The organism is Comamonas sp. F1-6 (assembly GCF_039581415.1).
GTDB lineage: Bacteria > Pseudomonadota > Gammaproteobacteria > Burkholderiales > Burkholderiaceae_C > Comamonas > Comamonas thiooxydans.
The window spans coordinates 38,383-50,139 of record NZ_JBCPWN010000014.1; the positions used below are offsets into that span (position 1 = coordinate 38,383).

General features: G+C 60.0%; 10 protein-coding genes. 5 read left to right on the top strand and 5 right to left on the bottom strand.

All coding sequences use genetic code 11. The annotated features are described in order from the left end of the window. Positions 1-91: 91 nt before the first annotated feature. Positions 92-634, bottom strand: a complete 543-nt coding sequence (locus AAIL66_RS15050) for a TIGR02281 family clan AA aspartic protease (protein ID WP_012838794.1) — start codon at positions 632-634, stop codon at positions 92-94. Positions 635-778: 144 nt separating this feature from the next. On the opposite strand from AAIL66_RS15050, the gene AAIL66_RS15055 reads away from it, so the two are divergent. After that, on the top strand, positions 779-1,549 hold the full coding sequence (locus AAIL66_RS15055) for a DsbA family protein (RefSeq protein ID WP_343497110.1): 771 nt from the start codon (positions 779-781) through the stop codon (positions 1,547-1,549). A 167-nt stretch (positions 1,550-1,716) separates the two neighbouring features. Here AAIL66_RS15055 and AAIL66_RS15060 read toward each other — a convergent pair whose 3' ends face one another. Together AAIL66_RS15060 and icd are read right to left on the bottom strand one after the other, a co-directional pair. After that, a complete protein-coding gene (locus tag AAIL66_RS15060; RefSeq protein WP_343497111.1) occupies positions 1,717-4,104 on the bottom strand; it encodes a membrane-bound PQQ-dependent dehydrogenase, glucose/quinate/shikimate family in 2,388 nt (795 codons plus the stop codon). A 204-nt stretch (positions 4,105-4,308) separates the two neighbouring features. After that, entirely contained in the window at positions 4,309-5,571 is a 1,263-nt protein-coding gene (gene icd / locus AAIL66_RS15065) for an NADP-dependent isocitrate dehydrogenase (protein ID WP_034358243.1), read from the bottom strand. A gap of 228 nt (positions 5,572-5,799) precedes the next feature. On the opposite strand from icd, the gene AAIL66_RS15070 reads away from it, so the two are divergent. From AAIL66_RS15070 to AAIL66_RS15080, 3 genes are all read left to right on the top strand, one after another. Beyond that, the gene (locus tag AAIL66_RS15070) at positions 5,800-5,991 is read left to right on the top strand and encodes a hypothetical protein (protein WP_034409773.1); all 192 of its coding nucleotides are present in this window, start codon (positions 5,800-5,802) and stop codon (positions 5,989-5,991) included. A 214-nt stretch (positions 5,992-6,205) separates the two neighbouring features. After that, complete coding sequence (locus tag AAIL66_RS15075; RefSeq protein WP_063663111.1) at positions 6,206-6,706, top strand: DUF192 domain-containing protein; 501 nt, start codon at positions 6,206-6,208, stop codon at positions 6,704-6,706. Between the two features lie 175 nt (positions 6,707-6,881). Beyond that, positions 6,882-7,292 carry a hypothetical protein gene (locus AAIL66_RS15080; RefSeq protein WP_343497112.1) on the top strand — a complete coding sequence of 137 codons (411 nt, stop codon included), beginning with the start codon at positions 6,882-6,884 and terminating at the stop codon, positions 7,290-7,292. On the opposite strand, the gene AAIL66_RS15085 is transcribed toward AAIL66_RS15080, so the two are convergent. Both AAIL66_RS15085 and AAIL66_RS15090 read right to left on the bottom strand, forming a co-directional pair. Continuing rightward, the gene (locus AAIL66_RS15085; RefSeq protein ID WP_034358251.1) at positions 7,272-7,562 is read right to left on the bottom strand and encodes a CPCC family cysteine-rich protein; all 291 of its coding nucleotides are present in this window, start codon (positions 7,560-7,562) and stop codon (positions 7,272-7,274) included. The two genes, AAIL66_RS15080 and AAIL66_RS15085, sit on opposite strands and share 21 nt — an antisense overlap. Positions 7,563-7,753: 191 nt before the next feature. Next, complete coding sequence (locus AAIL66_RS15090) at positions 7,754-9,985, bottom strand: NADP-dependent isocitrate dehydrogenase (RefSeq protein WP_003067431.1); 2,232 nt, start codon at positions 9,983-9,985, stop codon at positions 7,754-7,756. Positions 9,986-10,885: 900 nt separating this feature from the next. Here AAIL66_RS15090 and AAIL66_RS15095 point away from each other — a divergent pair. Then, entirely contained in the window at positions 10,886-11,179 is a 294-nt protein-coding gene (locus tag AAIL66_RS15095) for an H-NS histone family protein (RefSeq protein ID WP_080746236.1), read from the top strand. The last annotated feature ends 578 nt before the right edge of the window (positions 11,180-11,757 follow it).

Consider the following 11,757-nt stretch of genomic DNA (forward strand, 5'->3'; position numbering starts at 1 on the left):
CTACTTTAATCCAGTCTGCGATCGCTTTTGGGCTGCCGCGGCCTATGACTCGCACAAGTGCGAAAAATCACGGCCAGTGTCTTCACGGCACTCACTTGCGCGGGCGCAGCAGCATTTCATCGCCGCTCATCTGCACATCGAAGAAGCGCAGAAAGTTCTGGCCCAGCAAGGCGTCGTCGCTATCGTCGCCCGTATAGCCCGTGCCCACGCGCACGTCGCGCACACGCAGGCTGGCGATACGGACCTCGTCGGCGGTGACGATGCGGCCGTCACGTTCGCCGTTGGCCGTGCGAAAACGCACTTTCTCGCCCCCCTCCAGGCCGGCACGCTCGGCCAGCGCATCGGTCACGCTGACCGAGGTGGCACCGGTATCGACCATAAAGGTGACGGGCTGATCGTTAACATAGCCCTTGACACGGAAATGCCCGTCCATGCCGCGCTCTATGCGCACCGTGCCGTCGGCCATGACCTTGGCCTGGGCCGGCTTGAGGAAATGCTGCATGGCCAGATACATCGCAGCCATGACCACCAGCCAGAACAGCAGAAACAGCATGGTGCTGCGCCGTGCCACGGATTGCGGGGAAGGCTCGGACTCTGGCGAGGACTGGGGCGGCGGCGTGACATTCAGGCGCATGGGCAGGCAAACAAGCTGAGGACAATGCAGCCATTTTGCCAAGACCGGCGCCAAGGTCATACCCGGCCATTACGGCGCCAGCGCCGCTACCGCGCTTACATTGAAGCTTGTTTGCAAATCTACCGGCCTGCAAGGTCGCCCAATATGAACACATCCAAGCTGCCCGCCCTGGTGCTGCACTATATTTTCGATCCTCTGTGCGGCTGGTGCTATGCCGCTGCCCCGCTGGTCAAGGCCGCGCGCGAGGTGTCCGGCATCGAGGTTCAATGGCATGCCGGCGGTATGCTGACCGGAGCCCACACGCGCACCATCACCGCGGACTGGCGTGACAAAGTCATGCCCAGCGACCAGCGCATTGCCGAGATGACGGGCCAGCCTTTTGGCGATGCCTATCTCAACGGCCTGCTCAATGACATTGGCGCGCCGCTGGACTCCGAGCCCCCGACCACGGCCCTGCTGGCCGCCGAAGCGCTGGCCGGCAAGGGCCTGGAGATGCTGGCTGCCGAGCAAAAAGCCCATTATGTGGAGGGCCGCCGCATCAGCGAGCCCGCCGTGCTGCGCGAGCTGGCAGCCGGCATCGGTCTGGACAGCGCGGCCTATGACGCGGCCTACGCCGAGCAAAGCGGCGCGGCCACGCAAAAGCATATTGCCGAAAGCCGCGAATGGCTGGGCATGGTGCAGGGCCAGGGCTTCCCCACCCTGGCGCTGGAATTCGACCACCCCGAGCAGGCTGGCCAACGCGCCGTGCAGCGCATCGAGATCGGCGAATGGCTGGGCGATGTCGACGGCTGGAAACAGCAGCTGGCCGCCTGGGCCGAGCAGATTGCCGAGCTCAACCAGCAGCAGGCCGGCAACACCGACACCAGTGGCGACCCCAGTTGCGGCCCCGACGGCTGCGAGCTGCCAGCGCGCTGAGTGGCATAGTCTGCGCAGCAGACACTCTTTTATTCATAGCTTGCAGCGCTTGATATTTAAAGAGTTCAGGCATTATTCAATCTGAATTCATTATTCATCAAGCGCAAGCAGCTATCTTTTATGCATCATTCTGCCGGCGACTCCACACCCTGTCGCTATTGCCTTCGCTACTGCGGCAGGGCATAGGCGATCACATAGTCACCGCGCTTGGGCGACTGGCGTGCGCCACCGGCGGTGATCACCACATACTGCCTGCCGGTTCTGGGCGAGACATAGCTCATGGGCCCGCCCTGGCTGCCCACAGGCAGGCGCGAGCGCCAGATCTCCTTGCCGTTGGCACTGTCGAAGGCGCGCAGATAGAAATCCTGCGTGCCCGCGAAGAACACCAGCCCCGACTTGGTGACCATGGATGGCCCCAGCGTGGGCATGCCGATGGGAATGGTCAGCCACATGGGAATGCCCAGAGGACCGGTGTCACGCACTGTGCCCACGGGTACTTGCCATTTGATCTGCCGCGATTTCAGATCCACGGCCGTCATGGTGCCGAAGGGCGGCTTCTGACAGGGAATGCCCAGCGGCGACAGAAAGCGCTGGCGCATGGCGCCGAACGGCGTGCCCTCCTGGGGCACGGCCCCCATCTCGATGCCGCTGGCGCCCGGCTTCATATCGGCGCGCGCAATCATGTAGTTCGCCAGACCCAGGCGCATATCGTTGACGAACATGGTCTGACTGATCGGGTCTATGGAGACACTGCCCCAGTTCATGCCGCCCAGCGAGCCCGGAAACTGCAGCGTCGGCCCCATTCCCGGCGGCGTGAACACGCCCTGATGATCCATGTCCTTGAAGGCAATGCGGCACAGCAGCTGATCGAAAGGCGTGGCCCCCCACATATCGGACTCCTTGAGGGTCTGGTTGCCGATATTGGGCATGCCCGTGGAATGCGGCTGGGTCGGCGCATAGCGCTCACCGGGCACATGGCCTTGCGGCACGGGCAGCTCCTGCACCTCTGCCAGAGGCTCGCCGGTCTCGCGGTTGAGCATGAAGATCATGCCCTGCTTGGTCACCTGCAGCAGCGCGGGGTCCACCCCGCCCTGGGCATTGCTCACATCGACCAGAGCGGGCTGGGACGGAATGTCGAAGTCCCACAGATCGTGGTGCACGGTCTGGTAGAGCCAGCGCGGCTTGCCCGTGCGGATATCCATAGCCACGATGGCGGAGCTGTTCTTCTCCATCTCCGGCGTGCGCTGGGCCGCATAGAAGTCCGGCGTCGCATTGCCCGTGCCCAGATAGGCCAGCCCCAGTCTGGCGTCATAGGACATGCCGCCCCAGACATTGGGCGAGTTGCGCGTATAGGTCTGCCCCTGGGGCAGCTGTCCGGTGATGTCTGCATTGCCCGGGTCCCAGGCCCAGACCAGCCTGCCGCTGTGCACATCAAAGGCGCGCACCACGCCCGATGGCTCGTCGATCGAAAAATTGTCGGCCACGCGGCCGCCCACGATCACCAGGTTCTCGGCCACCAGCGGCGCCGAGGTCTGCTGATACCAGCCCTGCTTGACCTCTCCCATGCCTTCGGTCAGATCCACCACACCGTCCTTGCCGAAGTCGGTGCATGGCTTGCCGGAGTCGGGGTCCAGCGCGATCAGGCGCGCATCGATGGTGGGCAGAAACAGACGACGCCTGCAGCCTGGCACACCATCTCCGGGCTTGCCGAGTGCGCCCGAGGCCTTGATTGCGGCCTCATTGCCATCGAAGTAACCCAGGCCTCGGCAGCGCTGCCAGTTGGGCGACCTGGCTTCGGGGTCGAATTTCCACTTCTCCTCGCCCGTGTCCACATCCAGCGCCAGCACCTTGCCGTAGGCCGTGCAGACATACAGGCGGTCACCGATCTGCTGCGGCGTGTTCTGGTCTTCGGCACCCGAGCCCGTGCTCTGCGGCACATCGCCGGTGCGCGCAGTCCAGGCCACGGCCAACTTGTCGACATTGTCCCGGCTGATCTGCTCGACAGCCGCAAAGCGCTGTCCTGCGGGGCCCTGCCCCCAGTCCGTCCAGTCCGAGGCCTTGATCTCCATGGAGCCTACCGAAGGCACTTCGGTGACCTCGGGGGCAATCACGCCCTTGGGCGAGAAGGCACTGACGGCCGTCGCGACTATGCCCAGGCCCAGCACCACCACCGACACTGCGGCTCCCAGGCGTCCGTAGTCGTTCATGACCAGCTTGCCCGCCTCAAGCTGTGCATAGCCCAGGGCCACCAGCAGGCCCAGCACGGCAAACACCATCAGGCGCGACACCAGCGGCCAGAACTCCCAGCCCGCATCCCACCAGGCCCAGACCATGCTCAGCACAAAGGCCAGCGCATAGAGATGGGCGCCAGCCCTGCGCCGCGCCAGCAGCAGTGTGGCCGACGCCAGCATCGCCAACCCCATCAGCACAAAGTACCAGCTGCCTCCCTTGCCGAGCAGAATGCCGCCGCCTATGGTCAGGTACAGACCCATGAGCAGCATCAGCAACGCCACTGCAAGCCAGTACCAGCGCCCGTCATTGGATGAAGGAGCCATAGCCTCACCTGAAATTAATTGCCATTTGTGTATTGCACGCCTTAACGCCGATACACATCGACATACTTTCGAGGCTTTGCACGCCAGCCTCAGGACTACAAGCCCCAGGTAAGAAGGCATAAAAAAACCGCACCGTGGAGACGGTGCGGCCGCTGAGATGGCAGTGCCGGCAGATCTTCAAAGCTGCCAGGCAGGCGGCGCAGCTCAGTCCATCATCGAGATCACCACATCCCCGAAGCCCGAGCAGGACACCTGGGTCGCACCGTCCATCAGGCGGGCGAAGTCATAGGTCACATGCTTGCTCTGGATGGCTTTTTCCAGCGACTCGACGATCAGATCCGCAGCCTCGCGCCAGCCCATGTGGCGCAGCATCATCTCGGCGCACAGAATCATGGAGCCGGGGTTCACATAATCCTTGCCCGCATAGCGCGGCGCCGTGCCGTGGGTGGCTTCGAAGCAGGCAATGCTCTCCGACAGATTGGCACCGGGCGCAATGCCGATGCCGCCCACCTGCGCGGCCAGCGCATCCGAGATGTAGTCGCCGTTGAGGTTGAGCGTGGCCACCACCGAATATTCGGCCGGACGCATCAGAATCTGCTGCAAAAAGGCGTCGGTGATCGAGTCCTTGATGATGATGTCCTTGCCCGTCTTCGGGTGCTTGATGCGGCACCAGGGGCCGCCGTCGATCAGCTCGGCACCGAACTCGCGCTGCGCCAGCGCATAGCCCCAGTCACGGAAAGCGCCTTCCGTGTACTTCATGATGTTGCCCTTGTGAACCAGGGTCACGCTGGGCTTGTTGTTGTCGATGGCGTACTGGATGGCCTTGCGCACCAGGCGCTCCGTACCCTCGCGCGAGACGGGCTTGATGCCGATGCCCGAGGTTTCGGGAAAGCGGATCTTGTTGGCTCCCATTTCCTTGGCCAGGAAGTCGATGAGCTTTTTCGCCTTCTCGCTGCCGGCCGCGTATTCGATGCCCGCGTAGATGTCCTCCGAGTTCTCGCGGAAGATCACCATATTCGTCTTCTCGGGCTCCTTGAGCGGCGAAGGCACGCCCTTGAAGTACTGCACGGGGCGCAGGCAGACATACAGGTCCAGCTCCTGGCGCAGCGCCACGTTCAGCGAGCGGATGCCGCCGCCCACGGGCGTGGTCAGCGGGCCCTTGATGGACACGGCATAGTCGCGCACAGCGGCGACGGTTTCCTCGGGCAGCCAGACATCGGGGCCGTAGACGCGCGTGGCCTTCTCACCCGCATACACCTCCATCCAGGCAATCTTGCGCTGGCTGCCGTAGACCTTGGCGACGGCAGCGTCAGCCACCTTGCGCATCACCGGCGTCACATCGACACCGACACCATCGCCCTCGATGAAGGGAATGATGGGTTGACTCGGAACATTCAGTGTCTTGTCCGCGTTGACGCTGATCTTCTCCCCCTGCGGCGGAACCTGGATGTGCTGGGACGTGCTCATGTTGTGGAATCTCCTAGTCTTGAATATTGCGCGGCGGCGCACCTTTTTGGTGCTCTTTTGTTGCCCCCGATTTTGGCACCTTGCTCTAAGCAAATTTTAAGAAATACAGCATAAAAACCTGTCAACGGCGGCACAGAGCTGCTGTTGAGAGGGTGTGAGGGACAGATGGGCTGCTCCTCACTTCAATCTGAAACCTGGCATTGCCGCATCTTTAGGAAATTGGCAACTATGAAAAAACTACTCGCTGTCCTGATTGCTGGTTCGTTCGCTGCTGGCGCTTTTGCTCAAGCCGCCGCGCCGGCGCAGCCTGCCACACCTTCCGCAGCAGCAGCGGCGCCCACCGTCAAGCATATGAAGGCAAAACCTGCCAAAAAGCATCATATGCAGCACAGCAGCAAAAAGATGCACAAGCCAGCCTGATCGCGCGCTGAAAACCGGTCTGGCGGTACCGGCACTCCAAGCCTCTGTACGCCGGATCTGACTCACACCAAAGCCTGCCGGACGGAAAGTTCTGCAGGCTTTGCATTTTGCAGACCGGCTCCGGCCGTCTATTTGCGACAGCGATTTGCACCGCAACCCACGCGGATTGCTATAGGCTTGTGACTTCCGACTTCCTGTTTGGCATGCAAGGCTCATGAAGAACCTCCCCACCAAGACAATCCCCAAATCCGGCTGGCGCGCCCCGCTGCTGGCCCTGGCCTGCACCGCCCTGCTGGGCCTGTTCGGCAACCCGGCCATGGCCCGCGACGAAGGTCAGCCGCAGACGAATCTGCGCCGCATCGATCTGACGGCCGGCATGTACCGCATCGACACCCAACTGGCCATCACGCCGCAGCAGCGCGAGATCGGTCTCATGTTCCGCAAGGAGATGCCGCAGCAGGAAGGCATGCTCTTTGTCTTCGAAGTACCCGGCGTGCAGTGCTTCTGGATGCGCAACACCATCCTGCCGCTGACGGCGGCCTTTGTGGCCGATGACGGCACCATCGTCAATCTGGCCGACATGAAACCCATGAGCGAGGACTCCCACTGTTCGGCCAAGCCCGTGCGCTATGTGCTGGAGATGAACCAGGGCTGGTTTGCCAAGCGCGGCATCAAGGCCGGCACCAAACTGGGTGGCGCGCCCTTCAATCGCTAAACACCGCCAGAATCAGCATCCTTCATGCTCTACCAGCCGCGGTTTCCACAGGCACTGAGCGATATCGCCGTTGCATTGCTGCGGAGATTGGAAAAATCGCAAGCGCTTGAGTCCTACCCCGGCTTCACGGTAAGGATCAATGGCGAATTGCTGCATGCACCCTACCGCGTCTACTATGACGAACGTGAGCTGCAGCAATGCATTCAAAAAAAGCAGCGGCCCCACACATCAACTGGCCCTGTGCCTGGGCAGCCGCCACGCCAACGGCCATGTGCGCGAAATCTGTCTGCGCCAGTTGCTGGCGCATGACTGCGACTGGGTGCGGCCGTTTGTGGTCCGCGCGGCTGGCGAGTATGTACTGGAAATTGCCGAGCATCTGACAGCCCAGACCCATAGGCTATCGCCACACAGCTACGGGCGTTTTGCTGCCGAAAACCCCGATTTTGTGACTACCTGCAAGCAGCAGGCCGTCAGTTACTGGGACTGCTACCACCGCCAACGCTATCCGCTGCTGCACCAGCATCCCGGCATACGATTTGTGCGCTGGGTTGACGAGGCACGGCAATCACTGCCCCACGCGGATTGATGCCACTTTACTCAGAGCGCGCGGTTCATGCCGATAGCGGTTGCGCGCTGCCGGTGGGAGCACGCTCTTGAGCATTCGGTAATCGCAGGCCCCAAAGTACTGAAAGTTGCGCCGACCTTCGCGCAGAGTCATATGGTTGGGGCCGGAGTATTCATCCGGGCAGTCCACATCCCAGCCACTGTCTTCCCAGAAGCAGACGCTGCAGATGCTGTACTCACCACGCTCATCCAGCGAGAAATAGTCGCAGCAAGGACACTGATACAGCGGCATGGAGCGCCTTTCATAAATTCGGATCAAATCAAGCTACAGCGCTTATACATCAGGCACAGGAAGCTTCTATTTATATAGCAACTACTGAGACCGGACACAAAAAAAGCCGGCGACCTTTTCAGGTCCACCGGCTTTTTATGGAGCACTGCCTGCACGCAGGCGGGGCAACCCGCGCTGCGAGGCAAGCTGGCTTACACCGACGCGATGGCGGCGTTGAAGGTGGCGCTGGGGCGCATCACGGCGTCCAGCTTGGCCACGTCGGGCATGTAGTAGCCGCCGATATCGGCAGCCTTGCCTTGCACTTCCTTCATCTCGGCCACGATCTTGGCTTCGTTCTCGGTCAGGCTCTTGGCCAGAGGTGCGAACTTGGCCGCCAGTGCTGCATCTTCGGTCTGAGCAGCCAGAGCCTGGGCCCAGTACAGAGCGATATAGAACTGCGAACCGCGGTTGTCCAGCTCGCCGGTGCGGCGCGAAGGCGACTTGTCTTCGTCCAACAGCTTGCCGGTGGCTTCGTCCAGAGTCTTGGCCAGCAGCTTGGCGCGGGCATTGTTCTCCTTGATGCCCAGGTCTTCAAACGAGACAGCCAGAGCCAGGAATTCACCCAGCGAGTCCCAGCGCAGGTGGTTTTCTTCCACCAGTTGCTGCACATGCTTGGGAGCGGAGCCGCCAGCACCGGTTTCGTACATGCCGCCACCGGCCATCAGAGGCACGATGGACAGCATCTTGGCCGAGGTGCCCAGTTCCAGAATCGGGAACAGGTCGGTCAGATAGTCACGCAAAATGTTGCCGGTCACCGAGATGGTGTCCAGACCGCGGGCCACGCGCTCCAGCGTGTAGCGCATGGCGCGCACTTGCGAGAGGATGTGGATTTCCAGGCCGTTGGTGTCATATTCCTTCAAGTAGGTCTGCACCTTCTTGATCAGCTCGGCTTCGTGCGGACGATAGGGGTCCAGCCAGAACACGGCAGGCATGCCGGAGTTACGGGCACGGGTCACAGCCAGCTTCACCCAGTCACGGATAGGAGCATCCTTGACCTGGCACATGCGCCAGATGTCGCCAGCTTCCACGTTCTGGCTCAGCAGCACTTCGCCGGTGGCGATGTCCACGATGTTGGCCACGCCGTCTTCGGCGATCTCAAACGTCTTGTCGTGCGAGCCGTACTCTTCGGCCTTTTGCGCCATCAGACCCACGTTGGGCACGGTGCCCATGGTCTTGGGGTCGAAGTTGCCGTGCCACTTGCAGAAGTTGATCACTTCCTGGTAGATACGGGCAAAGGTGGACTCAGGCATCACGGCCTTGCAGTCGTAAGGCTTGCCGTCAGCGGCCCACATCTTGCCGCCCACACGGATCATGGCGGGCATGGAAGCATCCACGATCACGTCGTTGGGCGAATGGAAGTTGGTGATGCCCTTGGCGGAATCGACCATGGCCAGACGCGGACGGTGCTCCTGGCACTTGTGCAGGTCACGGATGATTTCTTCGCGCTGCGAAGCAGGCAGGGTCTCAATCTTCTCGTACAGATTGGCCATGCCGTTGTTCACGTTCACGCCCAGTTGATCAAACAGCTTGCCGTGCTTTTCGAAGGCTTCCTTGTAGAAGATCTTCACGCAGTGACCGAACACGATGGGGTGGGATACCTTCATCATGGTGGCCTTCACGTGCAGCGAGAACAGGATGCCCGACTCGCGGCAGTCTTCGATTTCCTTTTCATAGAAGGCGCACAAGGCCTTCTTGCTCATGAACATGGAATCGATCACTTCTGCTGCCTGCAGCTTGACCTTGTCCTTCAGAACGATGCTGTTGCCGGACTTGGTCTCCAGCACCATCTTCACTTCGCGGGCCTTGTCCAGCGTCATGGACTTTTCGCCGTGGTAGAAGTCGCCCTCTTCCATGTGCGACACATGAGTTTGCGACCACTGCTTCCACTCACCCATGGAATGGGGGTGCTTCTTGGCGTAGTTCTTGACCGCTGCAGGCGCGCGGCGATCCGAGTTGCCTTCGCGCAGCACGGGGTTCACGGCAGAGCCGATGCACTTGTTGTAGCGTGCCTTGATGTCCTTTTCGGCATCGGTCGTGGCGGTTTCAGGATAGTCGGGGATGGCGTAGCCCTTGCCCTGCAACTCCTTGATCGCTTCTTGCAGCTGGCCCACGGATGCGGAGATATTGGGCAGCTTGATGATGTTGGCTTCAGGCGTCAGCGTCAGCTTGCCCAGTTCAGCCAGGTTGTTCGGAGCGCGTTGGGCTTCGGTCAAAAAGTCGGGGAACTCGCCCAAGATGCGGCCTGCCAGCGAGATATCGCTGGTCTCCACATTGATGCCGGCCGGTGCTGCGAAAGCACGGATCACGGGCAGGAATGCGCTGGTAGCCAGGCGGGGAGCCTCGTCAGTCAAGGTGTAGATGATGGTGGGTTGCTGCGTACTCATCTCTTGTCTCAGGTTGTGAAAAAAGGGGGAAAGGTGCCTTGGGCCTGCATCCCGGGCTTGCGCAATGGGGCCTGACACAGCGGGACGACACTTTCTTGATGCAATGCGTTCCCACAATACAAAATTCTACGCGCAACCGGGCCGATTTTTTTAAGTCTTGTACAAGACTCAAGGATTTAGCTCAACTTTCAAAAGGCGTTTTCATTGGGAAACAGGCTTTTTTTCCCGGTTTTCTGCCATGTAAAAAAGTCGCACTGCCGCATCCATTTAGCGGCCATCACAGCCGTGCAAGTTGCGTTGAAGAGTTGCGTTGCGCGGCCTTTGGCACAAAGTAGCACAGGCTTTGGCACCAAGGCTGACAAATTGGCAAGCGATCACGTCCTCGAATGTGTTGTTTTATCACCCATCGACCAGTCTCCGTTGACGATGGGGGCGTTGGATGGATGCGTTGACCAGTTGACCTCCAACCGGGAGCACTGGCAAGAACAGGCCTTTAGCTGCCCTGTAGGTTTCTGCTGAAAAGGAGTCCTGCAAAACCATATGGGTCACTTCTGACTGAGCGGCTCAAGTCGGCTTACCGCGAGCGCCGAACGAATGCTTTGTGGGCACTCAATAGGATGGCTTCTGGTCACACCTAGCCAATCGCTCCATACCTTTGAATAAGACGTCGTGCAGTACGAGACGCTTCAGTACCTGCTTGTCTCTAAACCTGCTTGTCTCTAAAGCTCATCTTATTTTTTTGTGTGCGCCTGAGCTTTTGGAGTTGACGTACCTCAAACCAAGACACAATGTACGCGGTCACTTTCGATTGAAAGTGAACCAACTGCATAAACGACGTATCTCATGTATGGGTGCATCCCTTTAGTGCTGGTTCATAACTTTACATAGGACCTCTTTTAGATGAGTACACATTCTTATAAGGATTTGTTGGCACAACGCGAGGCTCTTGAGCAGCAGATTGCTGCCGCCCGCAAGACTGAAGTCGCAGACGCGGTGCAAAAAATCAAAGGCTTGATCGAGGCTTTCGGACTGACACAGGATGATGTCTTCCCTTCCGCCAAGCAAAAACAAAAACGCGAGGCTGGCTCTGTGGCTCCAAAATATCGTGACCCAACCACAGGCCAGACTTGGTCCGGTCGAGGAAAGCCTCCGAACTGGATCAAAGATCAAGATCGTTCTCAGTTTGAGATTTGAAAGTGGCCCTAGCGGCCACTTTTTATTTCTCCCGACTGCCGCAGCGACCGTTCTTGCTCGCCCATTGGCGATTCTTTCAACACTGCCTCGGCAGGCTCCTCGCTCTTGGCCCGGTTTTAAATCGCCAATTCGCCACATTCGCGCTGATTCGCATCGCCGCCAACCGCGCACTCCCGCCGCCGGGCTTCCATCTCAAAGTCCTTGAAGCATCCCCGGATTGCAGAATCCGGTCGTTGATGCTGATGGCGGCCTTGCCTTTGATTTTCCAGAGCTTTTCAGCCCTCAGCTCGTACTGCCCCTACTCGAACGACACACCATGTGTCTTCAGTCTCCCTGCGGATGTGCCGTGCCGTACCGTATCGATCCATCTGTGCCCAAGCAAGCTGCTCAATGTAAGCGTCGCCTGTCATTCACAGATATGCCGCTGATAGGTTCACAGCCACGCCGTGAGCGAAGCCACATTCAGCGGGCTGCGACAAGGGACTTGCTCACCTGTCCAAGCAGGACTTTCGGCCCAAGTCCAGAAACTTCAAGCCATTTGGCCAGCCCGAGAAGATCAAGTCGCTCAGGAGGAAGCC

Bases quoted from the DNA above. Each gene is read 5' to 3' on its own strand.
- AAIL66_RS15050 (WP_012838794.1), bottom strand. From the start codon at position 634: ATGCGCCTGAATGTCACGCCGCCGCCCCAGTCCTCGCCAGAGTCCGAG.
- AAIL66_RS15055 (WP_343497110.1), top strand. From the start codon at position 779: ATGAACACATCCAAGCTGCCCGCCCTGGTGCTGCACTATATTTTCGAT.
- AAIL66_RS15060 (WP_343497111.1), bottom strand. From the start codon at position 4,104: ATGGCTCCTTCATCCAATGACGGGCGCTGGTACTGGCTTGCAGTGGCG.
- icd (WP_034358243.1), bottom strand. From the start codon at position 5,571: ATGAGCACGTCCCAGCACATCCAGGTTCCGCCGCAGGGGGAGAAGATC.
- AAIL66_RS15070 (WP_034409773.1), top strand. From the start codon at position 5,800: ATGAAAAAACTACTCGCTGTCCTGATTGCTGGTTCGTTCGCTGCTGGC.
- AAIL66_RS15075 (WP_063663111.1), top strand. From the start codon at position 6,206: ATGAAGAACCTCCCCACCAAGACAATCCCCAAATCCGGCTGGCGCGCC.
- AAIL66_RS15080 (WP_343497112.1), top strand. From the start codon at position 6,882: ATGACGAACGTGAGCTGCAGCAATGCATTCAAAAAAAGCAGCGGCCCC.
- AAIL66_RS15085 (WP_034358251.1), bottom strand. From the start codon at position 7,562: ATGCCGCTGTATCAGTGTCCTTGCTGCGACTATTTCTCGCTGGATGAG.
- AAIL66_RS15090 (WP_003067431.1), bottom strand. From the start codon at position 9,985: ATGAGTACGCAGCAACCCACCATCATCTACACCTTGACTGACGAGGCT.
- AAIL66_RS15095 (WP_080746236.1), top strand. From the start codon at position 10,886: ATGAGTACACATTCTTATAAGGATTTGTTGGCACAACGCGAGGCTCTT.